Source organism: Methylobacterium fujisawaense (genome assembly GCF_014138435.1).
Taxonomy (GTDB): Bacteria; Pseudomonadota; Alphaproteobacteria; order Rhizobiales; family Beijerinckiaceae; genus Methylobacterium; species Methylobacterium fujisawaense.
Window position 1 is genome coordinate 472,905 of the sequence record NZ_JACJIM010000006.1, and the last position, 22,557, is coordinate 495,461.

18 protein-coding genes, 2 tRNA genes and 3 pseudogenes are annotated in these 22,557 nt (G+C 65.5%); 14 read left to right on the plus strand and 9 right to left on the minus strand.

The genetic code is table 11. The features are described 5' to 3' along the window. Positions 1-7: 7 nt before the first annotated feature. From GGQ91_RS20925 to GGQ91_RS28630, 9 genes and pseudogenes are all read left to right on the plus strand, one after another. Positions 8-1,078 (plus strand): DUF2169 family type VI secretion system accessory protein, encoded by a 1,071-nt coding sequence (locus tag GGQ91_RS20925; protein WP_182592767.1) that lies wholly within the window; start codon positions 8-10, stop codon positions 1,076-1,078. Continuing rightward, on the plus strand, positions 1,075-2,208 hold the full coding sequence (locus GGQ91_RS20930) for a PAAR-like domain-containing protein (RefSeq protein ID WP_182592768.1): 1,134 nt from the start codon (positions 1,075-1,077) through the stop codon (positions 2,206-2,208). Before GGQ91_RS20925 ends, GGQ91_RS20930 begins: the two co-directional genes overlap by 4 nt. Before the next feature lie 18 nt (positions 2,209-2,226). After that, positions 2,227-2,913, plus strand: a complete 687-nt coding sequence (locus GGQ91_RS20935; RefSeq protein WP_182592769.1) for a GAD-like domain-containing protein — start codon at positions 2,227-2,229, stop codon at positions 2,911-2,913. A 24-nt stretch (positions 2,914-2,937) separates the two neighbouring features. Beyond that, positions 2,938-3,402, plus strand: a pseudogene (locus GGQ91_RS28625) (DUF2169 domain-containing protein); the annotation flags it as partial. A 182-nt stretch (positions 3,403-3,584) separates the two neighbouring features. Continuing rightward, entirely contained in the window at positions 3,585-4,166 is a 582-nt protein-coding gene (locus GGQ91_RS20945; protein WP_343066823.1) for a DUF4150 domain-containing protein, read from the plus strand. A 603-nt stretch (positions 4,167-4,769) separates the two neighbouring features. Then, positions 4,770-5,246 (plus strand): competence protein ComJ, encoded by a 477-nt coding sequence (comJ, locus tag GGQ91_RS20960; protein ID WP_182592772.1) that lies wholly within the window; start codon positions 4,770-4,772, stop codon positions 5,244-5,246. Positions 5,247-5,757: 511 nt separating this feature from the next. After that, the gene (locus GGQ91_RS20965) at positions 5,758-6,039 is read left to right on the plus strand and encodes a hypothetical protein (protein WP_182592773.1); all 282 of its coding nucleotides are present in this window, start codon (positions 5,758-5,760) and stop codon (positions 6,037-6,039) included. A gap of 165 nt (positions 6,040-6,204) precedes the next feature. After that, positions 6,205-6,405 (plus strand): annotated as a pseudogene (locus tag GGQ91_RS28655) (DUF6531 domain-containing protein); the annotation flags it as partial. A gap of 2,031 nt (positions 6,406-8,436) precedes the next feature. Continuing rightward, positions 8,437-8,568, plus strand: a pseudogene (locus tag GGQ91_RS28630) (DUF4113 domain-containing protein); the annotation flags it as partial. Between the two features lie 351 nt (positions 8,569-8,919). Here GGQ91_RS28630 and GGQ91_RS28545 read toward each other — a convergent pair. The 6 genes from GGQ91_RS28545 to GGQ91_RS20995 all read right to left on the minus strand — a co-directional run bounded on the left by GGQ91_RS28545 (position 8,920) and on the right by GGQ91_RS20995 (position 13,384). Continuing rightward, complete coding sequence (locus GGQ91_RS28545) at positions 8,920-9,231, minus strand: GNAT family N-acetyltransferase (RefSeq protein WP_343066824.1); 312 nt, start codon at positions 9,229-9,231, stop codon at positions 8,920-8,922. Further along, positions 9,167-9,463, minus strand: a complete 297-nt coding sequence (locus GGQ91_RS28250) for a hypothetical protein (protein ID WP_246410822.1) — start codon at positions 9,461-9,463, stop codon at positions 9,167-9,169. The genes GGQ91_RS28545 and GGQ91_RS28250 overlap by 65 nt, the downstream gene beginning before the upstream one ends. Positions 9,464-9,636: 173 nt before the next feature. Then, a complete protein-coding gene (locus GGQ91_RS20980; protein WP_182592775.1) occupies positions 9,637-11,076 on the minus strand; it encodes an IS1182 family transposase in 1,440 nt (479 codons plus the stop codon). A gap of 392 nt (positions 11,077-11,468) precedes the next feature. After that, positions 11,469-11,870, minus strand: coding sequence for a hypothetical protein (locus GGQ91_RS20985; protein ID WP_182592776.1), 402 nt, complete (start codon positions 11,868-11,870; stop codon positions 11,469-11,471). Between the two features lie 28 nt (positions 11,871-11,898). Then, positions 11,899-12,549 carry an acyl-homoserine-lactone synthase gene (locus tag GGQ91_RS20990; RefSeq protein ID WP_210281366.1) on the minus strand — a complete coding sequence of 217 codons (651 nt, stop codon included), beginning with the start codon at positions 12,547-12,549 and terminating at the stop codon, positions 11,899-11,901. 91 nt (positions 12,550-12,640) lie between these two features. Further along, on the minus strand, positions 12,641-13,384 hold the full coding sequence (locus tag GGQ91_RS20995; protein WP_182592777.1) for a LuxR family transcriptional regulator: 744 nt from the start codon (positions 13,382-13,384) through the stop codon (positions 12,641-12,643). 2,656 nt (positions 13,385-16,040) lie between these two features. On the opposite strand from GGQ91_RS20995, the gene GGQ91_RS21000 reads away from it, so the two are divergent. The 3 genes from GGQ91_RS21000 to GGQ91_RS21010 all read left to right on the plus strand — a co-directional run bounded on the left by GGQ91_RS21000 (position 16,041) and on the right by GGQ91_RS21010 (position 17,482). Beyond that, a tRNA-Thr gene (locus GGQ91_RS21000) sits at positions 16,041-16,115 on the plus strand. A gap of 513 nt (positions 16,116-16,628) precedes the next feature. Next, entirely contained in the window at positions 16,629-16,889 is a 261-nt protein-coding gene (locus GGQ91_RS21005) for a NepR family anti-sigma factor (RefSeq protein ID WP_043354366.1), read from the plus strand. Then, positions 16,886-17,482 carry a sigma-70 family RNA polymerase sigma factor gene (locus GGQ91_RS21010; RefSeq protein WP_051044938.1) on the plus strand — a complete coding sequence of 199 codons (597 nt, stop codon included), beginning with the start codon at positions 16,886-16,888 and terminating at the stop codon, positions 17,480-17,482. Before GGQ91_RS21005 ends, GGQ91_RS21010 begins: the two co-directional genes overlap by 4 nt. 56 nt (positions 17,483-17,538) lie before the next feature. On the opposite strand, the gene GGQ91_RS21015 is transcribed toward GGQ91_RS21010, so the two are convergent. Beyond that, the gene (locus GGQ91_RS21015) at positions 17,539-18,072 is read right to left on the minus strand and encodes an isochorismatase family protein (RefSeq protein WP_182592778.1); all 534 of its coding nucleotides are present in this window, start codon (positions 18,070-18,072) and stop codon (positions 17,539-17,541) included. Positions 18,073-18,638: 566 nt separating this feature from the next. Next, positions 18,639-18,715: transfer RNA gene (locus GGQ91_RS21020), tRNA-His, on the minus strand. Between the two features lie 222 nt (positions 18,716-18,937). Between GGQ91_RS21020 and GGQ91_RS21025 the strand changes: the two genes are divergently transcribed. Both GGQ91_RS21025 and GGQ91_RS21030 read left to right on the plus strand, forming a co-directional pair. Continuing rightward, positions 18,938-20,866 carry a chloride channel protein gene (locus tag GGQ91_RS21025; protein ID WP_244539026.1) on the plus strand — a complete coding sequence of 643 codons (1,929 nt, stop codon included), beginning with the start codon at positions 18,938-18,940 and terminating at the stop codon, positions 20,864-20,866. Between the two features lie 104 nt (positions 20,867-20,970). Then, positions 20,971-22,122: a tartrate dehydrogenase gene (locus GGQ91_RS21030; RefSeq protein ID WP_246410824.1), complete on the plus strand. Its 1,152-nt coding sequence runs from the start codon at positions 20,971-20,973 to the stop codon at positions 22,120-22,122. Positions 22,123-22,290: 168 nt separating this feature from the next. Here GGQ91_RS21030 and GGQ91_RS21035 read toward each other — a convergent pair. Then, positions 22,291-22,557 (minus strand): transketolase C-terminal domain-containing protein (locus tag GGQ91_RS21035; RefSeq protein WP_281375120.1); only part of this gene is annotated, 267 nt, incomplete at its 5' end.

A 22,557-nucleotide genomic window follows, 5' to 3' on the forward strand; every position in this document is an offset into this window, starting at 1 on the left:
ACGGGCGATGCTGCTGCGCAACGACACGCCGCTGGCGGCGATCGGCTTCGACGACCTGCACCGGGACGGGGCGGTCATGGCGGTGGTCGCGGTGCGGGCGAGCTACGCGCTGACCGCAGAGGGCGCCCTGCGCCTGTACGAGCGGCAGGCGATCGCGATGAGCGACGTCTACGCGGGCGACCCGCACCGCACGCCGCTGCTGCGGGCGAACGACCTCGTCGGCTACCGTCCGCACGCGGACGTGACCGTGCTCGGCAGCGCCCACGCGCCGGGCGGCCGGCGGGCGGCCTCCTGGGACGTGTCGCTCTGCCTGGGTAATGGCCGCACGGATCTGCGCGTCCACGGGCCGCGGCGCTGGGAGCCGGACGGGGCGTCGTGGCGGCTCGGGCCGGCCGAGCCGGTCGCGCGGGTGCCGCTGGATTACCGCTTGTCGGCCGGCGGCCGGTTCGTCGGCGATCCGGAGGGCGGGGGCAGCCGGTACAACCCGATCGGCCCGGGACTGCTGCACCGGGACTGGAGCCCGGCGGGCCGGGCGCTGCGGGCGCCGCAGATCGAGGCGGTGGACGCGCCGATCATCGACCCGTTCGCGGTGCCGGAGCCGGCAGGCTTCGGCCCGGTGCCGCCGTTCTGGGCGTGGCGGGAGCGGCGCTGCGGCACCCGGGACGAGGCGTGGCAGCGCGGGCGCTGCCCGCAGATGCCGGCGGACTTCGACTACCGTTTCTTCCAGGTGGCGCCGCCGCGGCTCGTGGTCCGGCGGCTGACCGGCGGCACGCGCGTGAGCCTCGATGGCCTGCTGCCGACCGGGCCGCTCGGCTTCCAGCTGCCGGCGTTCGTCCCCGTGGTGCGGCACAGCTGGAACGACGGCCGGGAGGCGCGCGCGGCGCTGACGCTGGACGGGCTGCACCTCGACCTGCGGGCGGAGGCGCCGCCCTGGTCGGTGGACCTGACCTGGCGCGGCTGGATCGCGCGGTGCCCGGCGTATCTGGGCGCGGAACTGGAGGCGGTGCCGGCCGGGCAGGCGGCGGCCCTGCCGGTCTCGGGCGAGCACGGGCTGCGGGACGGGGGAGAGGCCGCATGAGCCTGCAGCGCGAGGGCGCGCGCATGACGCGCGAGGGGATCGTGATGTCGGTCCCCATGAACTGGGGCCGCTCGCCGCAGGCGATCGTGCCGTACCGGGTCCACACGCAGGGTCAGATCGAGGGGGCATCCGCGGCAGGGACCGTGCGGCAGACGGATCAGGCGTCCTACGTCGAGGGCTCGCGGATCAAGCGCTGCTACGGCGACGAGGCGGCGACCGGCGGAGGCGTTCAGTTCGGCACGCAGGGCGCGGAGTGCGAGCCGAAGACGTGGTCGAAGACGGTCAAGATCCAGGACAAGGGGGTGGTGCGCCACGACGACGAGTGGTGGATGAACCACAGGGAGACTTGGGGCAAGCTCACCTACATCAAGGACACCCAGAGCTACCCGACGCCGGAGCGGAAGGAGATCGAGCCGAGAATACCGCTGGCCAGTCTGGACGGGGTCGATCCCGCCGCCCCGCCCGCCCAGCAGGCTTTCTACGAAGGTCCGAAGCTCCTCCCCCGTTTAGCACCGGGCATGGAGCGGTTTCTCGGACCGCGCGGAACATCGCCCGTGCCGAAGGTGCCGCCACGTTTGGCGCCAAAGCCGGGGCCGGAACCCGGACCGGAACCGGCTCCTGGACCACGAGGACCAGGAGGATTCCGTGTTTCAGGGTGCAGGAGCGACTTGATCTGCTTCGAGCGCAGAAATTACGATGAGACCGAATACCGAAGGCAATTAAAGATCCAGCAGGACGGGTTAAATGCTAAAAAGGCCTGCCAAAACAAGGCCGATATCGATAAATTTGATGCACAAAGCCCGAAGCAGAAATTAGAACAGCGTAATAGAGCTGACAATTTCAAGAACCGTGTTTTCAAACCATTATATGCGCGTCTAGGTCCAGGTGGTTTGTTGAGTAATTTAAATGCCTTGCATCGAATCGATATGGTCGTCGGCGGAAATGAACTAGATTTTGTGGGCATGGGGAGCGACGGGGTCAACAAGTCTATCGGCGGGTCCTGGCCTGCAGATAATCGTAAGGGGAAGTTAAAACGCTACGTAGCCGAGATGTGTGAGAAGGGCTGCAGAATGTCCGTGACGTTGGACATCTGCGAGATTGTGCCCGAATCAGACGCGATAACACTCTAATCATCAGGGCGAATCGATATGATAGAATTTGATGCATTCGAACGTATCATCAATGATTTCGGTCCTCCGGAGCATGCAAAGACCGTCCCGCCGGATGTCATAGAATTATACAAGGAGCGAATTCCAAGATCTATGATTATTTTCTGGGAAAAATATGGCTGGGGTGAGTACAGGTCCGGCTATTGTCGCATCGCCGATCCCAGATCATTTGAGCCTCTTTTAAAGGTTATATTTGCAAATGATCCTGAGTTCAGCGCCGAAGATCTAACCGTCATAAATTTCACCGCATTTTGCGCGATGGATATTTGGAGCCGTAAAGGATATGGAATCTATATCGATATTTGCAATTCGCGAGCTGTGGCGCAGAATAAAATTGTCAATCCTGCGACAGGAGAGCGATACGGTCAGGATTTCTTAATAGGAACATCACTTTATAGTCAGATAGAAAATGATGGTATGGACGAATACTATCAGGAAGCATCCGCTCGGCTTGGACGACCGGCTCTGGATGAAGTTTTTGGATTCGTGCCTGCTTTACAAATCGGCGGCGACCCAGCCGCGGAAAACCTACAGCTGTTCAAGGCACGGGAGTATATGGATTTTTTGGTGCAACTTGAGCCTCCCATGCTGACTGAAATCACAGCCCCCGAGCCCGGCGCACCGCTCGGTCAGATGAGAGATGTCAGACGCCTCGGGGCTCGATGATCACTCCGGCGTCTAAAAACTAAGCCTGTCGCGCTGGTGCCGCTCGACTATTGCTTGTCGGCCGGTGGCCGGTTCGTCGGCGATCCGGAAGGCGGAGGGAGCCGGTACAACCCGATCGGCCCGGGACTGTTGCACCGGGACTGGAGCCCGGCTGGCCGGGCGCTGCGGGCGCCGCAGATCGAGGCGGTGGACGCGCCGGTGACCGACCCGTTCGCGGTGCCGGAGCCGGCCGGGTTCGGCCCGGTGCCGCCGTTCTGGGCGTGGCGGGAACGGCGTTGCGGCACCCGGGACGAGGCGTGGCAGCGCGGGCGCTGCCCGCAGATGCCGGCGGACTTCGACTACCGCTTCTTCCAGGTGGCGCCGCCGCGGCTCGTGGTCCGGCGGCTGACCGGCGGCACGCGCGTGAGCCTCGATGGCCTGCTGCCGACCGGGACGCTCGGCTTCCAGCTGCCCGCGTTCGTCCCCGTGGTGCGGCGAAGATGGAATGATGGTCGAGAAGCACGCGCGGCTGGATTGCACGGTGCCCGGCGTATCTGGGTGCGGAACTGGACGCGGTGCCGGCCGAGCAGGCGGCGGGCCTGCCGGTCTCGGGCGAGCACGGGCTGCGGGATGGGGGAGAGGCCGCATGAGCCTGCCGTGGGAGGGCGCGCGCATGACGCGCGAGGGGGATCGTGGTCTCGACCGCGATGGATTGGTGCCGCTCGCCGCAGACGATCGTGCCGTACCGGGTCCACACCCAGGGGCAGATCGAGGGCGCCTGCACTGTCGCGAGCGTCCGGCAGAACGACGAACCCTCATACGTGAGCAGTTCGCTGATCAAGGCTTGCTATGGTGACGAAGCGGGGACGGGCGGCGGGGTTCTATCGGGCACACACGGTGGGAAGTGTGAGCCAAAGACATACTCCTCGACGGTAAGGATCGAAGACAACGGAGTGGTGAGTCACAGTGACGAACTGTGGATGAAAAAGAAAAATACTTTCGGAAAACTCACTCACCTGAGGGACACCAACAGCTATCCGACTCTGAGACGAGTGAAGGTCGCGCCAAGGATAAGACTTGCGCAAGCGGGTGCTGGCACGATGACCGATGCTGTTCCCATTGGCGGCGAGGCGATTTCCGTACCGAAGCCCGGCCTTGCAGCAGGCACGGTAGTCGGGGGAATAGCTCTGCACGAACTCGACGTTTTTTCGCGAAGACAGGGCTATCCAGAATGCTGCTCAGCAGCTCGATCTACATTCACAGAACACAAATGATGTGCTTGCCGCGCGCGCTTACGTGTAGACAAAGAATATGGCTCCGATGAGCTATTGGGATGTTTCATGGTCTGGCCCACGCAACGAGAGTGTAGCGCGGTCAGTTGCCGAGATGGAGCGCACGCATCCCGAAACTGTAGGAGCGGCTGGACAAGACGATCCAGATGCGAAGAAAAGGCTGGAGGCTGCGATTGCTGCCGGCTTGGCGACAGCAGGCGCATTGCAGACCTTTCGCATCACACGCAGATAAAAAAGGAACAATTGCAGAAGAACCGTTGTAATCTCGCGATCACGTTCACCGCTTGCGGCCAAACATATTGAGGATGCTCAAGATTCGGGACAGCCTAGAGAGTTGACGCTTGATAGGACGGGCACGAACCAGAGGCGAGCGGCAAATATGAGTAGATCAGGCTTACCGCCTATCCCATTATATGATCGGGACGAGTAACCGCCTGCGACATTCTCCGAGAGCACGAACGCGAGTGTCAAGTATATTTCATTATCGGATAATCGAAGCGCTGGTCAGCAGCTTAAAGCGCAGATGAACACACCAACTCGCGCCGATGAGGGCTGTAAAACAACGATAACCACGGGGCCGTAAATATGCTGATCGCAGAATTTAATGTGACTGTAACAAACGCACAAGTTGTCGTCTTTGAACGTCCTCCGAGGGCATGTGAATGGACTGACGACCACGAAGCTCAAGGATTTTTATTTTCCCCAGGTGACGTTTCTTTTGGAGTTCCAGATCACGACGGTGGATGCCGGATACAGATCTACAGCAACGAAAAATTTGTACCCGACGATCTATGTATATGGGCCGTGCAGGTCCCATTTGAGGTCAGCGGAGATTATATACACGTCGGGACGGTTTCCGAAACACGCGAAGTCCACATCGATAGAGATAAATACAATCTGACATTTTCCGTCTATGATGGGCACGTTATAGACGGTGATTGTACCTTCATGTTGAAGTTGTTCTTTTCAAATGACACGAATCCATCTTTTTCCATCATAAAGAAAGGTATCGGCATTACAACTGATCGCGTTCTTCGTGTAGACGCTGATGAAATAAGTTAGTAATCACCGATATGAATGAGAAAATTATAAAATGATTTTTGACAATAATTGGCTCCATCAATGTTTTCGGCGTCAGAGATAGCTATCGCATCGCTCCGGCGTCATGAGCCAACCTTATGATGGGTGCTGGCTTTTTGGCTCGTAGAAGGCAAGCGGCCAAGGGATCATCTTAGCCGATCGCGTCGAGCGTGCCAGTGAATGCGTCCTCTAAAAGTTGGCCCGCGTTCCTCAAGCGGCGGCAACACCGACGGCGAGATCGTGCTGAGCCGCGATCGTTCGGCCGTGCCCCCCCCCGCAGGGTGGTTCTGCCCAGAGCCAGCCTCCCGAGGATGATCGCAGCTGGTTGCGGAAGGGCTGGGACGCGGTCGGCGAGTGGGTGGCCGAGCATCCGACTACGATGGGCGCGATCCAGGCCGTCGGTGGCGTCGCGGAAGGACTGGGTTCAGCTGGCTTGATCTTGGGCGGAGCGGCTGCGGAGGGAACGGTCGTCGGTGTACCGGCCGGTGTCGCCATGCAGGTCACGGGTTGGGCCGGCCTGGTGAACGCGGCCGACAACGTTTCCACAGGCCTCCGCCAGATGTGGTACGGCGCCCCCCAAATGACCGGAGGGCAGCAACTCGCCGGTGCGGCGGCGGGCGCGATGGGTGCCGCGCCGGAGACAGTGCAGACGGTCCAGACCGTGACCGGCATGGCCCAGGCGGTGGTGGGCGGCGTCGCCAGCATGGGCGGGGCCGTGAAGACCGCGGGCACCGTCGCCAAGCAGACGGGACGTGCCGCGGCCACGACGGCCTAAGGCGCCAACGCCGCCAAGGCGGGTAAAGCGGTCGGTGAGGGGCTCGAAGGAGAGGGCTCGCAGGCGGCCAAGAGCGAAGGTAAGGAGGGGGGGCGGGTCAGCAAGAAGGCCGAGTCCGAGCCGAGCAATGGCTCAAAGCCCTGCACTTGCGCGGTGGGCAACCCGGTGCGGATCGACACCGGCGCGGCGCTGTCGGACGACGTCGAGTTCGAGCTGCGCGGCAGCCTCGACCTGGTCCTGTCGCGCCACTACGCCTCGGACGAGACCTTCATCGGGCCCCTCGGGCGCGGTATCGCCACCCCGATCGACGTCAGCATCACCGAGACGCCGGACGGCGAACTCGTCTACCTCCAGAGCGTCCACCGGCGCATTCGGTTCGCGCGGCCGTCGCCGTTCCCGCACGTCTGGGCGACTAACGACGCCGACAGGAACCTCGCCCTGTCGTTCGCCGACCTCGACACCCTGCTGCTCAAGGAAGACGGCCTGTTCCGCCGCCTCACCCGCCAAGCGGTCCGGGTCTGGCGCCCGGCCGCGATCGAGGACCGCAACGGCAACCGCATCACGCTCGCGCGCGACCCGCGCGGGCTGATCATGCGGATCGACCACCCGGACGGGCTGAGCCTCGCCTTCGACAACGACGCGGCCGGCCGGCGCGCCGGCGTCACCCTGGTCGGCACCGACGGCACGCGCTGCGAACTCCTGCGCTACCGCTACGACGCCCGCGCCAACCTCGTGGCGGCCGAGTCGACCTGCGGGCCGTCGCACGCCTACGAGCACGACGCCGCCGATCGCCGGATCGCCTGGACGGACGGGGTCTCGACCTGGTCGCGGCGCGTCTACGACGCGCAGGGCCGTACCGTGCGCGTCGAGACCCGGGGCGCCGACGGCACGCCGGCGCCCTACGACGGCGACAGCTTCACGTACGATCCCGAGAACAACCGCACCCTGTACACGCCTGGCGGCCGGCCGGAGGAGCGGCGCTGGTACCAGTACGGGCCCGGCGGGCTGGTCACCGCCGAGGAGGACGCGCTGGGCAACCGGACCGAGCAGGTCTGGAGCGCGGCCGGCGAGAAGCTCGCCGAGGTCGACGCCGAGGGTGGCCGCACCGCATACCGCTACGACGCCTACGGCCGGGTGGCTTCGGTGACCGACCCGGAGGGGCGGGAGACTCGCACCGACCACGACGCGGACGGCAACCTGCAGCACGTGCTCGACCCGCTCGGGCGGTCGTGGGTCTACGGCTATGACGAACGCGGCAACCTCGCCTCGGTGACCGACCCGCTCGGGCACCGCACCGACATCACCCTGAACGCGGCCGGTCGGCCGGTGGCGCTGATGCGCCATGACGGGCTGATCGAGCGCCGGGCCTACGACGCGCACGGGCGGCTGTCGGGGATCCGCGACTTCCGGGGTGGGCTGACCCGGTTCACCCGGGACGGGTTCGGGCGCGTGGTGGCGGTGGAGGATCCGCTCGGCGGGGTGACGCGGTTCGCCTACGAGGCGGGCACGGCCGGGTTCTGGCAGCCGAGCCGCGTGATGCGTCCCGACGGGGTGGTGAGCCGCCTGACCCGGGACCGGTCCGGCACGCGGGTGGAGCGGGTCGACGGCGAGGGCCGCCGGACGGTCGAGCGCTACGGCGCCTACGGACTGCTCGCCGAGATCGAGGACCCGAAGGGCGGGCGCCTGCGCTTCGGCCATGACGGGCTGGGCCGGCTGGAGCGGGTCGAGAACCAGCTCGGGCGGGCCTGGACGTTCGAACGGGACGCGGCCGGGCGGGTGGTGGCCGAGACCGACTTCGACGGGCTGCGCACGACCTACGCGTACGACCGCGCCGGGCGCCTGACGGAGAAGCTGGCGGCGGACGGCACGCGCACGCTCTACGCGCACGACGCCTCGGGGCTGCTGACGCACGAGGCCATGACGGTGCCGGGCGCGGCCGAGCCGCAGGTGACGACCTTTGCCTATGACGGGGCCGGTCAGCTGGTTGCGGCGCGCGGGGGCGGGGCGGAGGTGCTGCTGGAATGGGACGCTCTCGGCCGGGTGGTGGCCGAGACGGTGGACGGGCGCCGTGTCGAGAGCCGGTACGATTGCTGCGGCAACCGCGTGGAGCGGGTCGGGCTCGGGGGCCGTGTCGAGAGCCGGTACGACCCGCTGGGTGCGCTGACGGCGCTGGAGATCGCCGGGCACGGCGCGCTGACGCTGGAGCACGACGCGGCGGGCCGGGAGCTGCGCCGGGCGAGCGCGGCCGGGTTCGTGCTGGAGAGCACCTGGGACGCGGCGGGCCAGCTGGTGCGGCAGGTCGGCGGCCGGGGGCGGAGTTCCGGCTCGGGAGCCGGGAAGGTCCTGGAGCGGGTCTACGGCTGGGACCGGGCGTACGCGCCGGTGTCGGTGGCCGACCTGCGCTGGGGCCGCGGGGCCGTGGTGCCAGCGCGCGCGGGGCTGGTGAGCCGGCGCCACTGGAACACGAAGTTCGAGATGCGCACGCTGCGCTACACGACGCATGTCAGCGAGTTGCCCGCTGCGCACGCATTGGGCGTGCATCGTCCGTCCTCACGACTGCTTTGGGTGGTTATCAGCCCGTCCGCTCCCAGAAAGCGGATGCATCAGAACGGACATAGCTGCGGGGACCGCTCACAACCCTTAGAGGATGGTCATTCGATACAGGTGCCCATGAACAGCCCAGCATCGCAGTCAAGCCTACCCAAGCCCGCGTGCGCGAGGAAGTAGAAGAAGGCGGCAAAGAACAGCACCCCAGCGAGCGCGGCCAACACCAGTGTTCTAATCGCCGATTTCAGCACCCTAGCCACCACGTTCGAGTTGCACTTTCAACCCTCAGGGCCTTTCCTCTTCTGAACCTTTGCGAGCGCTCGCGTCGAGGGTTCAAAGAGATTTTGTGTACACCGCGTAGGGGACGCCATGGATGTCCGGCGCGTCTCGCGATTTCTCGAAACCCATACGTCGGTACATGGGTAGCGCCACACTCATGATGGGCGATGTGTGCAAGGCAATCATAGGTGAATGGTCACGCCTTGCTCGCTCAAGACACGTCTCGGTGAGCATTCTCCCAATGCCTCCAGCACGATGCGATGGCGAGACGACCAACATTCTGATGATTGGCCAGGCCTGATCAAAAAAAAGCGGCTTTCGGCTTATGGGGGCCGACGTAGGCGACGCCGCCAACGACTTCCCCATTCCTTTCGGCGATGATGAGCTCGCTTGTTTTTGCCAAGTTGGCCATTCTACAGATGTTAGATGCCATCGCCGGCCAGTCTGCGTAAAACGACTCGAATTGCTTGAATGCCGCAAGTGCAACGCTACCGATTGCGGCCTCGTCGCCTATCTCGAACTCGCGTAGCAGCATGATCTGATGGCACCATAGCCGTTTCGAGAGTCCCATTCTCAATGCCGCGCCGAAAATCGACAACAGGCTGCTTCCCACTCCAAAACGAAGTTGGCCGGCCTCCGACGAACGACCGCTTTAGAGAAGCGCCAATGACAGCCTGTGCGGCCGCTTGCGACCGAGGCCGTGTCGAAACGCGTTGCTTGTGGCCGGCAGCGTCGCTTGGCGGGATGATGACGGCGGCGCGGTTGGCCGCTTCAGGCTCGAATGACTTGGATGAGCCAGGTTGCGCCGAACAGGCGGATCATCCGTTTCACGTTGTAGGCGAGGATCGCGAGGCTCATCTCGGTTGGCACACCTTTCAGGCCCTTCGTCAGGAACGGCGTACTGCCCATCCAGGCTTTCAGCGTCCCGAAGACATGCTCCACCGTGGCGCGCCGGACCGCCATGGCGTCAGGCATGGCGTCGAGCCGCCTCTGCATGGCCTCCAGCACCGCCTCGTGCTTCCAGCACTTGAAGCGTTTGAACTTTTCGGTCGTACAGCGCGCCCGCATCGCGCAGGCATGACAGGCGTCCAGGTTGCGGTAGTGGTCGATGTCACCGTGTCGATCGGAGCGCGCGTTAGACTTGGTCAGCACAGCGCCGGCAGGGCAGACGTAGTGATCGGCCGCGGCGTCGTAGACGAAGTCGGCGCGCACGAAGAGCCCCTTCTTGGCTCGACCCGACGTGTCGGCCCGCGGCATGGCCGGCAGGATGCCCGTGCCTTCGCAGGCCAGAACCTCGTAGCCGCTGTAGTGGCCGCGATCGGCCAGGACCACGATCTCCCCCTCGTCCGTGGCCTGCTTGGCCCGATCGCCCATCGGCACGAGTTGGGTTCGGTCGTGGCTTTCGTTGACGACCTCATGGGCCACGACGAGATGATGCTCGGGGTCGACGGCGATCTGGATGTTGTAGCCGACGATGCCGGTGCCGCGCCCGCTCGTCGCCATCGAGCGGGCGTCAGGGTCGGTCAGCGAGACCTGTCCGTCGTCCGCGATCTCCACCTGCGCCTGCATCTCGCGCAGGAAGGCCATCTGCTGGCGTAGGGCGGCGATCTTCTCGCCGATGCGCTGCGTGCGTGCCTCGGGGACGTCGCTGCCCTCCCTGTCCGCCCGGTCGAGCGCCGCGAGGTAGCGGGCGATGCTGGCCTCCACCTGGTCCAGGCGCTTGGCGACCTTGGCCACGGTGTCGTTGCGGTCCCGGTTGTTGACCGCCTTGAACTTCGATCCGTCCAAGGCGACGGTCGCCCCGGCGAAGAGCTGCAGATCCCGGCACAGCACCACGAACTGCCGACAAGCCGCCTGGATCGCAGGCCCGTTGTCGCGCCTGAAGTTGGCGATCGTCTTGTGATCGGGCGCCAAGCGACCGGTCAGCCACATCACCTCGATGTTGCGCTGTGCCTCACGCTCAAGTCGCCGGCTCGACGGCACCCGGTTGAGATAGCCATAGAGGTAGAGCTTCAGAAGCATGGCCGGATCATAGGCCGGCCGTCCCGTCGCCGCGGGCTCGAAGCGGGTGAAGCCGAGGGTGCCCAGATCGAGTTCGTCGATGAAGACCTCGATCACCCGTATCGGATTGTCGGCGGTGACGTAGTCGTCCAGCGAACTGGGCAGCAACCAGGACTGCCGACGGTCCTGTCCTTCGACGAACCGACCCATGCTGGCCTCCGCAGATGAGGCGGCAAGTCTATCTCGGAAGGGACTTTTGACACAGCCTCGACCCTTTGCAGTCACAGGGGAGCGCAACTCACCGCGCCGATCGCCACCGCGTCCAGTTCCGGCGGGTTTCGCTGACCGCGAGGCCGTCAGCTTCCAGGTGCGCCAGCGCGCGGCCGGCGTGCAGGCGCGCTCCCGGCCCGGAATGCCGGCCCGCTCGGCGATCATCGCCGCAGTGCCCGAATTCGGCGTCAGCGCGATTAGGACACAATTTCGGGTGTCCTTGTGCGGCTGTGCGCCATTGGGTGCAGGTACTCTGGGCATGCCGCAGAGCTCTCGTGGGCTGGTGAGCCGGACCAGCCCACGCTTAAGACGAAGCAGCAGATCCGCTGTACTCAGGTAGGCTGAGCGATCGGTAGATCGTGGATCATCGTGAGGGCGATCCTCAGCGCCTGCTCGAACAGCGTTCGGTTCAGCACTGCTCCCTCCTGCTTAGCCGATGCGTCGCTCTTCGGATCTCCGCGAGCCACGAACGTGCATGCCAGAAAGGCTTCGATCTGAGCTTCGACAGTCAGTTCGGCCTCGACTTCGCGGTCGAGGAGGCCGCGGCGGTCCAGCTCATCGTTGACCTGGTCGGCGAGTTTAATGAAGCCCTGGCCAATATCCTCCAGTGTCGTGGCGAGCTGATAGGGCAAACTCGGCGAGTTGCAGATCTCTTCCACTAGGGCGGCGTAAAGGACTAAGGCGACCTCCCGGTACACCCGGAAGAACAGCACGCTTTGCGTAGCGAGTGACATCGGTGGCGCTCCTATCGGCGTCCGAGTGTTACTGGATTGTGGGCTCGCGATGCGTGCCGCCAACGAGGCCGTGAGGAAGGCGAAGCTGAGCTCCCGGCCAAGCCGCGAAGGCCGCCTGCGCGGCATCTAGGGTGCGGCCGGTCACCTGGGCGTAGACCGGGACGATCTTTGACCCTTCGTAGGTGGTCGGAAGGGCGAGCGGTCGAACATCCCAGCCCGTGTCGAGAAGCCGTGGGATATGCGCGGGGTGGAACTCAATGAGCAAACCGTCGAGGTTCAGGGCATGGACCGCTAGCGCGATGGCACCGGAGACCGCTGCGGCGAATATGTCGGCATCCGGCATCTCACGCCTCTTCGCGACGATCGCCTGGCGTGTCCATTCGTAGATCGCCGGCCCCTTCGGGGCGGATCCGCCCTGCATGATCTCTGGATAGAGGTGCGAGAGAAGGTGCGGCCCCATCGTCGGCAGGAACCTGGCGTAGGCGACGATCTCGTCATCCTCCTCGCCGAGCAGGTGGAACGTGGCCGGGCCGTCAAATCGATCCCTTTCACGCCCGTCGGGTCTTCGGCAGGCTGCCCAGCCCAGTCCTTCGACAAAGAATGTGTGCCGAAATCGGTAAATTCTATCGGCTAGCGAAGGGTCATTCCGATCTATGTTCCCTGTTATGAGCCTGAACATCACATTCTCCCATCGTGAAGACGGAAGGATGTTTCCGCGAAATGGGCAGCGCAGATCATCCGTAACTTTGCGGATGATCCGTGAGCATGGATCAGTTTATGATGCCGAGCCGAATTGCTTCCGCGACGCTTTGAACGCGTCCGACAGCGTTCAGCTTGTGAGCCGCGCTCCCAAGGTGTTGTTCGACCGTTCTCCTGGATATCGACAGGATGACGGATGTTTCCCAAGCCGTCTTCCCAGCGGATGCCCACTTGAGGCATTCGATCTCCCGGTCGGTGAGCGGTGCGCCCACCCGACTCCGAGCACACGATCCAGCCGTAGAGCGTACGATCGCCCGCGCTGCTGAGACCGCATAGATCGCCACGAGATGCAGAGCTGCACGCTCATCCTGTGATAGTCGCATCCGTTCGCCTCCGAAGCTGATGCCGGCTTCGTTTCCGTCAGGCTGATGAAAAGGGACGCAGAAGCCGTCGCGCAGCTGGAAGGCGCGCGCCTCGTCCATCACCATACGGCCGGATGGCGAAGCAATCGCGTCAGCGGCCTGCTGCCAACTGAAAGGATCTACGACCTGCCTCATGTACGTGAGCACCGGGTCGATGCGGATATGGTTTCTGGCTTGGTACCGCCGCGCCCATGCAGGGGGCCAACCTGAGATGATGATACAATCCCGCATCGTCTGCTGGGACGATCTTGGTACATAACCCAGGGTGAAAGCATCATAGCCAAACGTAGCACCGTGTTCTTTCAATACGTCGCATATCGATTGCAAGTTATCGGCTCTCCTAATCTGCTCTATAATGTCGAATGCTGCCTGTCTAACACTGAAAAATTGCATAACTTCATCCGTAAAGTGCTTCAGATTGCGCAAAATGCATAATATGTATTAATGTTATTGCCATTAAATCTGCGATGAGATATGGTCCGCCATGATCAAGTCGCAATCGTTTGTGGTTTATACGGATTATATCCGTGGAAACTGGGCCAAAAACTCGAAATAAATTGGATATTATTGCCGCCGAAACAGGACTTGATGTCATGCACTTCGTGCAGGCGAGCCGTCGATCTGAAAAGTGCAGCTGCGTGTGTTCCGATTGGCTGCGGAGTCCGACACCATTGCTACGCCAGTGCAGAGCGTACCTCAGCCTTCCTGCTGCCAAGCGGCTTCAAGCGCTGCGGATCGTGGAGGCTATGGCGGCGCGGACGGACAGTTTCGGCCTCTAGGCGGCAAGCGACCCGGCATCGGTAGGGCTATGGCAACTGCGTGATCCGTGGTCGATCATCCACAGGAGAGGATCTGCCTGAAGGCCCAGCCCCAAGAACAAAGGATCGCCGCCCAGAGCGCGAGGTTGAGGGCGATAAGTATCATTCGTGCTCCGAGGGATCGCCGAGCTCGTGCGGACCTTCGCGGGGGCGTGATGGCGGGCGCATGCTGGTCCAGCCAAGCGTGGAACTGCTGATTGCGATGTTAATTGGTCAAATTTTAGCCAATTGTGCTCTATAACCGGCGCAGACCAACTGATTAGTGGCCTAAAAATCAGATATCGCGACTCGTTCGAAAGCGAAATGTGTAAAGGCACCGTGCTTCAAGCTCCTACTCGTCGTGAAGACACGTCGCGCAATAACTGGCCGGCCTGATTCCCGCTTTCATCCGGAGACTGCTCGAAATGGCGAACGTTCGCATGGGCGACATCGCCTAGGAGGAAATCCCGGAGCCGGACCTCGAACGGGTTGAGTAGAACGATTGCGCCTCGGGAAGCTGACGGGGCTCTACCCTTTTGCTGGTCGTCAGGAGCGGTGGCGATCGCCGGATCGGACATCAGTGCGGCCAGCACGCGTGGGCGGATATCTGGGCTGCCAGACGTCCCGAGGTACGCGGGCTTCCAGCCTGAGCCTCAATGGATGGTGGCCTTGTTATTGAGTTCGCGGCGCAGGCTGGCGCATCTTAGTGATTAATTGTGCATTTCGTCACGTCGACAGCGCCCCTAATGCCGTACACGGATTTTGCCGGACATGAGCGGCTTTCTCTCAAACAATTCCAACGGATTTGCGAGCATGAAGCGAATGATCATCCTCTCCGTTATGACACTTCTTGGGACCTCATCCTTCGTAGCCCCCGCACTCGCTTTTTGGGTGTAACTTTCTGGCGCAAAAAGACCGACAGGAAGGTTGGATAGCCTTCGCAACACGCGGCGGCTGAATCTAGCAGTGAGGCCCTGGCGCCCTTGCCAGGGCCGGTCACGTCGAGAAGGCAAGCCCCTGCACAAAAGGGTCTTGTAGAACCTGGGCTATCGCCCCTCGCCAACCTCGACCGGCCCGCGGATCGCAGCGAGGCTTCTCAACTCTGCATTCGAACATATCCGGTCGCCGATCTGCCAGCGTTCGGGCACGTCGTCGATCGGCGGCCGCTAGCCGGCTGCTCTGTCCAAATTGGTCCGGATTATTCCGAGACAAACCCAGCCCTCTCGGCTTACCGCCGCGGCGGGTTTTGTCGTGTCTTGGCTATTATGCCAGCGTCAGCACGGTCCGCACGCTCAGGGCCTTGTCCCTCGACCACGCGGCGGCAAACGCTTTGATCGCCTCGTCTTGAGTGGCTGCCTCACCGTTCAGCGGCCGGACGCCCGTCGCCTCGTGCCCGCGCTGGCAGCCGGTGCAGCTTCAGATCCAGACTCCATCCTGTGGGCCGCCGTGGATGCGCCGGATACGGCCGACGTGCTGACCCGCTTCCTCGCGACGAAATCGTGGTGCGTGTCGGGGAAGGTGCGGCGCCAGACGAAGGTCACAGTCTGACCTACCGGCGCTCGTCATGATCGCCCATCACGCTGGCTGGGCAGGATCGGACTGCACGGGGCAACCGGCCTCAATCCAAGCCGCGACCGCGCCCTCGCGCAAAAACCATTCTCCGCGAATCTGATGGAGGCGAAAGAGGCCATGAAACCGTGCCTCGTCGCCGCGCGTCCCCGGACATGATCCGAAAACGATCAGCGTCTCGGGGTAGAACGGCTGCATCTGTCTAAGGCGCCAACCCGTTGTCCGCCCCGTCCAGCCGACCTTCACTCGGTCAGCATATCCCATTGCATAAACGGTTCCGTTGTCGACTACCGGCGTGGGCTGCCTATCAACGGCCACGAGCTGATGGCGGGCGCTTCCGAGGCCGTGAAGCCATTCCGTGACGCGCGCTTCGGAGACGTGTCTCACCGTTGTCCTGAGCGACTTTCGGTACTCACGGCCAGCGACCTACGCGCGGCCCCACCAGATGTTCCCACGCTGGTATAAATTTGGCATCATCACCGGCATGTCTCCTGTGCCGTCCAATGTGCCGACCCCCGTTCTAGGGCGGCGGCCGACGAAGATCGCCTCTCAGAGGGACGAGGCGAACGAGCGGTGAACGGAATGTGCCGTGTAGTGTGCCTTGACGAAGCGCCCCAAAACGTAGTCAAAAGCGCCTCTGACGCACCGAAACCGCCAATTTTCTCAATGGTTTCAGAGCGTCCGCCGGTGTAGCACAGCGGTAGTGCAGCGGTTTTGTAAACCGAAGGTCGGGAGTTCGATCCTCTCCACCGGCACCAGACGTTTTCCGCACGATCAGAGTGGGTTGGGCCTGCTCCCGGAGCGCGGCGACCGCTCTCCTCACGCAGCGGTCGGGACATCGCCCCTCCGAATCGCCTCCCCCCTGGAAGGATCCCGGGACCGGGTCTGCCGTCGACGCACCCGCGCGCGGCGCGCGCCAGGACGGGGCTGGTCGCGGCCCGTTCGGTTTCGGGAGGAGCGAGACCGCGCCCGGTCGGACAGGCGGCCCGGAGCGCGGTCAGCGTCCGTTCAGGTGCCTCCGCGCATCCTCGGTACAGCCAAGCTGAAGACAAGTATTTCTGAATTGTAACTGAGTATATATCCCGAAAATTCGGCCCAAGCTGGGCCATTTGATAATTAAAATTAGATGAATGCGCAGTTCAGAGCCGATTAAATCCGTCGCGCCTACCAGCCGTGCCGGACAGCGATGAGATGCGTCTCCGCCGCGCCGAGACCGGTCCGGCGGAGGCCGGGCCTCCGGGGCCGCATCGGGCACGGCAGGGGGCGCGACCATGTCAGGGAACGAGGACGATCGGGCGAGGGCGGGCTCCGCCGGAGCGCCGGATGCGACCGAGGGATGCGCCGCGGTTGGGCCGCGGCCGGCGCGGCGGGCCGGTGCGCCCGGTCGTTCGATCGACGGCGCGGCGCGGGACCGGATCGGGCGCGGCCTGCGCCTGCACTACGCCGGGGTGCTGGCGCTGCCGATTCCGGACCGGCTCCGGACGCTGCTCGACGACCTCGCCGCCTGCTCCGACACGGAGGCCTCGCAATGACCCTGATGCTGCAAGCCGCCCCCGCGGGGAGCGGATCCGGTCCGGCGCCCGTCGGGGCCGATGCCGAGATGCGCGACCTCCTTCTGGGCGCGATCCCGGCCCTGCGGGCCTTCGCGTTCTCGCTGACCTACGACCTCGACCGCTCGGACGATCTCGTGCAGGACACGCTGGTGCGCGCGTGGATCAACGCCGCCAGCTTCCGCCGCGGGACCAACCTGACCGCATGGCTGTTCACGATCCTGCGGAACCTGTTCTATTCCGAGCAGCGCAAGCGCAAGCGCGAGGTGGAGGATGCCGACGGCGTGCATGCCGGGCGGCTCAGCGCCCTCCCGGAGCAGGAGATCCGGATGGAGATGGCGCAGTTCCAGAGCGCGCTGAACCGTCTGCCGCCGGCTCAGCGCGAGGCGCTGGTCTTGGTCGGCGCCCAGAGCTTCACCTACGAGGAGGCCGCGGCGATCTGCGGCGTCGCCGTCGGCACGATCAAGAGCCGGGTCAGCCGCGCCCGGATGCGCCTGATCGAGGTTCTGGGCATGAACGGCGCCGACGATATCGGTCCCGACGCGCAGACCCGTGCGGCCCTGGACGGTCCCTAGGCCGCTTACCGTCGAAGGGGATGCCGGCTCGGCGGGCCGGGAGCCGCGCCGGCGCCTTACTTGATGAGCGTCATGATCTCGCGGAACCGCGGGTGGCGCGCCGTGCCGAGCCACTCGAACACCACCATCTCGGTGGTGACGATCTCGGCCCCGTGGGCGGACATCCGGGTGAGCGCGGCCGCCCGGCTCTCCGTCCGCCGCGAACCCACGGCATCGCACACCACGCAGGCGCGGCGCCCGGCCTCGAGAAGCCCGAGAACGGTCTGCAGCACGCAGATATGCGCCTCGCAGCCGGTGACCACGAGGTCCCGATCCGCGGGCAGCCGCTCGAGGAAGCCCGGCGTCCGGGTGGCACTGAAGCTCATCTTGGGGAAGGCCGTCCCGGGCTCGGGCGCCAGTTCCGGCATGGTGGGGCCGAGGCCACCGGCATTCTGCTCGGTGACCAGGATCGGGACGTCGAGGCGATGCGCGGCGGCGGCGAGGCGGCCCGTATTGGCCAGGATTCCGGCTCCGTCGGCGATCACCGGCATCAGCCGGACCTGAACGTCGATGATCAGGAGAAGCGAGCGAGCGGGATCGATCAGGGGCATCGGTTCGGATCTCGCATGGGGCGCGCAAGCCGGAACGGGTTCGGTCGGACGTCCGGTCCGCTCATGTGGTGCTGCGGCTGCCTGCCTGCCGGATTGGGCATGCCGGACCATCGGCCGTCCGCGCACCGAGGCCGGCGACCGCGCGACCCGGCACCCGTCCGATCCGGCAGGCGTGCCCGCGAGGCCGATCGGACGTGCGATATCCGACGCGGGCTGTGGTCGCCACCGCTGCCGGCCGGAGGGCGGGGCGCGCCCCCACTCTCCCGACGGCCTGGGGCGCCTCAAGGGTGATGCGAGGCCGGGCTGCTGCCGCTGCACCATGGCGTCCATCCCGGGCCGGCTCGCCCCGCATCCGCCGTCGCGCTAGGCCATCCGCGGCGCGCGGTGGACGATCTCCCGCACGCCGCGCCCAACCACGCCTGAGACCGCTGGGATCGCCCGGGCTGTGCGGTCGTCCCGAGACGCTCGTCCGGCGAGAACGCCGGATCCGGGAGGCGCCGGACGCATCCCCCCAAGCAAAAGGGGCCGGCGATCCGCCAACCCCTTGCGCTGTCGAGCTGAATGAATGGTACCACCGCCCCGGCTCGAACGGGGGACCCCCAGATCCACAATCTGGTGCTCTAACCAACTGAGCTACGGCGGCACTGGCGCGGGGTGTATCGTGGGCCGCGGCAGTTTTCAAGGCGATGTGTGCACGGGATTTCGACTCCGTGGATAGCGCCGTCCGGCTCCCCCGCGCCGGGCCGGCAGCGCCCCTGCGGCACGCGCCCGTTTGCAACGGGATCGACCCCGGCTGTAACTGCGACTGGCGGGGTCGACGCGTCGGCCCCGCCAGTCGAACCGACCGGAGGCGAAGAGGCGGACCGTGAGCGCGCGACAGCCAGCGGGCGCCGGCGGGGGCAGGGCGCCCGGCGAGGGATCGGCCGATGTCCCGGCCCGATCGGCCGTCCGGCCGAGCCGGCGGACCCGTCGCCGTTGGGCCGGGATCGGCCTCATCCAGGCCCCCGGACGGCTGCGCAGCCTCGTTCGCCGGAGCGAGGGCGGCCTCGTCGCCCTGGCGACCCTGGTGGGCTGCGTCGCCGGCGTGGCGGTCTCCGCCATGACCTGGATCACCCAGACCCTGCGCGAGGGGCTCTACCAGCTGCCCGCGGGCGCGCGCCTCAGCGCCGTCGATGCCGTGTCACCGGTGCTCCTCCTCGTGGGCCCCTGCCTGGGCGGCGGCGTACTCGGCCTGCTGATCGTCGCCGCCAACTACGTCCGCGGCCCGCGCAAGCGCCCCGCCATCGACCCGATCGAGGCGAATGCCCTGCATGGCGGCCGGATGTCCCTGCGCGACAGCCTCTACCTCGCACTCCAGAACGTCATCTCGAACGGGTCCGGCGCCTCGGTGGGGCTCGAAGCCGGCTACACACAGATCGCCTCCGGCCTCGCCTCGCGGCTCGGCATCGCCTTCGAGGTGCGGCGCAGCGACCTGCGCACCCTGGTGGGCTGCGGTGCGGCCGGGGCCATCGCGGCCGGCTTCGGCGCGCCGCTCGCCGGCGCCTTCTACGCCTTCGAGCTGATCATCGGCACCTACTCCATCGCCACCCTGACGCCCGTAATCGTCGCGGCCCTGTGCGGCAACCTGATCTCCCGGTCGCTGATCGAGGCCCAGCCGCTCGTCGATCTCGGAGACATGCAGGCGGTCACGACCTCGCACGTCACCAGCCTGGAGATCCTGCCGAGCCTCGCCCTCGGGCTGGTCTGTGCGGGCCTCGGCATCCTGATCATGCGCGGGGTCACCCTGGTCGAGCGCCTCGTCCAGGCCTCGGGCGTCCCGCGGGTGGCGGCGCCCGCCTTCGGGGGGCTGTGCGTCGGCGCGCTGGCGCTGCTGGCGACGCCGCAGGTGCTCTCGGGCGGTCACGGCGCCCTGCACATGCATTTCGCCGCCGAGGGGCAGGGACACGGCATCGCGGCCCTGGCCGGGCTGTTCGCCGCCAAGGCGGTGGCGTCGGCGATCTCGATCGGCTCGGGGTTCCGGGGCGGTCTGTTCTTCGCGTCCCTGTTCCTGGGCGCCATCGCCGGCAAGCTGTTCGCCGCCCTCGCCCCCGTGCTGGTGCCGCCGCTCGCGGATTTCGGCCTCACGCCCCTGGCCTACGCGGTGATCGGCATGAGCGCCCTGGCCGTCGCGATCATCGGCGGCCCGCTGACCATGACGTTCCTAGCGCTGGAGGTCACCGGCAGCCTGCCGATCACCGGCGTCGTGCTGGCGGCGGTGATCGCGTCCTCGCTCACCGTGCGCAAGACCTTCGGCTACTCCTTCGCCACCTGGCGCTTCCACCTGCGCGGCGAGAGCATCCGCAGCCCCCACGATGTCGGCTGGATCCGCTCGCTCACCGTCGGCCGCCTGATGCGCCGCAATCCCGGGACCGTGGCGGTGGATACGCCGCTGCCCACCTTCCTGCGTGCCCATCCCCTCGGCTCGCCCTCCCGGGTGATCGCCGTGGACGGGGGCGGGCGCTATGCCGGCATCGTGAACGTGCCCGAGGCGCACGCGGCGTCCCGGGATTCCGGCGCCGACGCGCAGCCCGTGCTCGCCGACCTGCTCCTCCATGGGGACGATTTCCTCACGCCGGGCATGAACGCCAAGGACGCCGCCGCCGCCTTCGACCGCACGGAGAGCGAGGCACTCGCAGTCGTCGAGAGTGCCGAGAGCCGGAAGGTGCTGGGCCTGCTCACCGAGAGCCACACGCTGAAACGCTACAGCGAGGAACTCGACCGCCAGCGCCGGGCGATGGCGGGCGAAACCGACTGATTGTCAGGCCGGCGTGTTGACCGCACGCCCGGGTGCAACAATCACCCTGACGTCTCCGACCCGGGCTCCGCAAAAGCCCGATCTCCGACATGCGTGGAGGACACATGCCCGGCCAAGAAAAACCCGGCCAAGAAAAACCCGGCCAAGAAAAACCCGGTCCAGAAAAAACCGGCCACCCGAACAGCCCGCCCCGCCGCTACCGCATCGCCGTCATTCCCGGCGACGGTATCGGAAAGGAGGTGGTGCCGGAGGGCGTGCGCGTGCTGGAGCAGGCGGCCAGGCGCCACGGCTTCTCGCTCCAGCTCGACTGGTTCGATTTCGCGAGCTGCGACTACTACGAGCAGCACGGCCGGATGATGCCGGAGGATTGGAAAGCGCAGATCGAGACCCACGACGCGATCTATTTCGGCGCCGTCGGCATGCCCGAGCGCGTGCCGGACCACATCTCGCTCTGGGGCTCCCTGATCCTGTTCCGGCGGGAATTCGACCAGTACGCCAACCTGCGCCCGGTGCGGCTGATGCCGGGGGTGAAGTGCCCGCTGGCGGACCGCAAGCCGGGCGATATCGACTTCTGGGTGGTCCGCGAGAACACCGAGGGCGAGTACTCGAACGCGGGCGGCCGGATGTTCGCCGGCACCGACCGGGAATTCGCCCTGCAGGAGACGATCATGACCCGCCACGGGACCGATCGGATCCTGAAATTCGCCTTCGAGCTGGCCCAGAAGCGCCCGAAGAAGCACCTGACCTCGGCCACGAAGTCGAACGGCATCTCGATCACCATGCCGTACTGGGACGAGCGGGTGAAGGCGGTGGCCGAGTCCTATCCGGACGTCCGGTGGGACCAGTACCACATCGACATCCTGACCGCGCATTTCGTCCTGAACCCGGACCGGTTCGACGTGGTGGTGGCCTCCAACCTGTTCGGCGACATCCTGTCGGATCTGGGCCCGGCCTGCACGGGCACGATCGGCATCGCGCCGTCGGGCAACATCAACCCGGAGCGGGTGCACCCGTCCGTGTTCGAGCCGGTCCACGGCTCGGCGCCGGACATCGCCGGCCAGGGGATCGCCAACCCGATCGGTCAGATCTGGTCGGGGGCGATGATGCTGGAGCATCTCGGCGAGCACGAAGCCGCCCGGGAGATCGTCAGCGGGATCGAACGGGTACTGTCCGAGCGGACCCTGCGCACCCGCGACCTCGGCGGCAACGCCGACACGCAGGCCTGCGGCAAGGCGGTGGCGCAGGCGCTGGGCTAGGGAGGCGGGTTCGCCCTGCCGCACCCTCATCCTGGGGTGCGGCGGAGCCGCCTCGCAGGCGCCCTCCGGAGATCGCGCGACCTCCGGAAGGCGCCTTCGGGGCCTGCGCTCTGCTCCGGCCCCTCAGGACGCGGTGCGCGGGGCGGAGCGCCGTCGCGAAACGCGCGATCAGCGGGGACGGCGGCGCACGCTCACCACGTTGCTGGCCGGCTCCGCCTTGCCGGACGCCGCCGGCAGGGCATCGAGGGCGGCCTTGACGATGGCTTTGGCGTCGAGGCCGGCCTCGGCGTACATCTTCTCGGGGCTGTCGTGGTCCTGGTAGGTGTCCGGCAGCGTCAGCGTCCGCACCCGGACCCCGCCCGCGTCCAGCGCCCCCGTCTCCGACAGCAGGTGCAGCACCATCGCGCCGAACCCGCCCCGCGAGCCCTCCTCGAT